At 64.3% G+C, this 1,509-nt stretch carries 2 protein-coding genes and 1 pseudogene; 1 reads left to right on the forward strand and 2 read right to left on the reverse strand.

The annotated features are described in order from the left end of the window. Nucleotides 1–599 (reverse strand): helix-hairpin-helix domain-containing protein (locus AC0L2F_RS35630; RefSeq protein ID WP_473251509.1); only part of this gene is annotated, 599 nt, incomplete at its 3' end. A 554-nt stretch (nt 600–1,153) separates the two neighbouring features. Between AC0L2F_RS35630 and AC0L2F_RS35635 the strand changes: the two genes are divergently transcribed. Beyond that, on the forward strand, nt 1,154–1,339 hold the full coding sequence (locus AC0L2F_RS35635; protein ID WP_354161654.1) for a DUF3606 domain-containing protein: 186 nt from the start codon (nt 1,154–1,156) through the stop codon (nt 1,337–1,339). Nucleotides 1,340–1,390: 51 nt separating this feature from the next. Here the strand turns inward: AC0L2F_RS35635 and AC0L2F_RS35640 are convergent. Next, nucleotides 1,391–1,509 (reverse strand): annotated as a pseudogene (locus AC0L2F_RS35640) (3'-5' exonuclease); the annotation flags it as partial.

The following is a 1,509-nucleotide window of genomic DNA, read 5'->3' on the forward strand; positions in this document are numbered from 1 at the left end:
TCGCCGACGAGTTCGCAGCCGCGGCGGAAGTCGCCTGCGATCGTCACCCGCTTGAGCTCCGGCCGGGCCTTCCGCAGAGAATCCTTGGCGTGCGCGAGCAGGGCGGCGGCACGGTGCAGATAGAGGCGACCTTCTCCGCTTTTCGCGATGGCGAGATTCTGCAGAATCTTGGTCTGCAGCGCTGCGCCGAGGCCTTTGGCCTTCTTGATGCGGTCGTCCTTGGCGGCCGCCTCCAACTCCGCGAGCGAAGTGATGCCGAGATCCTTGTAGAGCCGCAGCACCTTCTCGGGGCGGAGGCCGGGAACGGCGAGCATCTCGAGCACGCCCTCGGGTATCTCCTTCCGGAGCTTTTCAAGGGTCGGATGAGAGCCCGTCTTGTGAAGCTTGGCAATAATGTCGGCGATCGCCTCGCCGACGCCAGGGATCTCCTTGAGCCGATCTTCCGCAATCAGCACATGCAGAGGAACGGCAAGGGCTGCCAGGCTGTCGGCGGCCCTGGAATAGGCTTTTGCCCGGTAGGGGTTGCCGCCGCGCAAGGCGGTGCGCTGCGCATATTCCCGCAGCAGGTTTGCTGCACCACGAGTGTCGAGGGAAGGCACTCAACAAGCCTCCCGTCCCGCGGCCTGCGACCTCGGCGGACTAAAGCGAGTCCCAGCGCCCGAGCCTTCGCCAGGCGGACGGTCGAGAGACCTCTCCAGCCTCTGGGCTGCCCGGAAGTCTTCAAGGTGCTGCGCATTCGGGCCGTAAGCGGCCTCTTTCTTGAGAAGATTATAGATCCGCCCGGCCAGCAGCTGCAGATGCTTCACCCTGCCCCGCGGCATCGACCGCGCTTTGCAAAGAGCCCGCACGGCGTAGGCGCGGAAGTAATCAAATGCGTCAGACATGATCTAGGTAAACGCAGGCCACGGCCGATGGTTCGGTCGGCAACGGTCGGGACTGGAGGCCGGTTCGGCTGGTCCATTAGGAACCCAGTGCGTGGGCGCGATGCCAAACGTTCGCGGATAGATCGCATAGCCTCTCGCTGTTCGAATATGAAGCAGAGACGGGTGCCTCGCTCACGGTCTGAGGGCTTATGGCAACAGCGAGGAGCTTGGGGAACCTCCGGAATCCTCAGGGCGTTGCACCGCCATCAGATTCGCAGAAGGAGGTACCGATGGCAGCCGCGAAGAAGAAGACCGCGCGAGGACGCAAGCAGGACCGGGCGCGCGTCGCCGGCGGACAGAAGTACGAGGTCGGGTATGAGGCGAAGAAGACCGGCCGATCGGTCTCCGCCGTCAAGAAAGCGGTCAAGAAAGTCGGCAATTCCCGCAAACGGGTCGAGAAGCGTCTCGGCCGCTGAGGCCCGCGCTCTCGCCCCAATCCAGAGGCGGCCTGCTCCCAAGCTGGCCGCTTAAACGCGGGTGGAGAAGCGGGTAAAGGCGGTCAGCGTCTGCAGGCGCGGCTCCACGTCGCGCAGGTAGATCTCGGTCCGGAGAAACGCGAGCTCGGTGTCCAGCGCCGACTCGCAGA

The sequence above is a fragment of the Bradyrhizobium sp. Ken64 genome (assembly GCF_055807555.1).

What these genes read in the sequence shown, in the direction of transcription:
- AC0L2F_RS35635 (WP_354161654.1), top strand. Translation starts at nt 1,154, where the DNA reads ATGGCAGCCGCGAAGAAGAAGACCGCGCGAGGACGCAAGCAGGACCGG.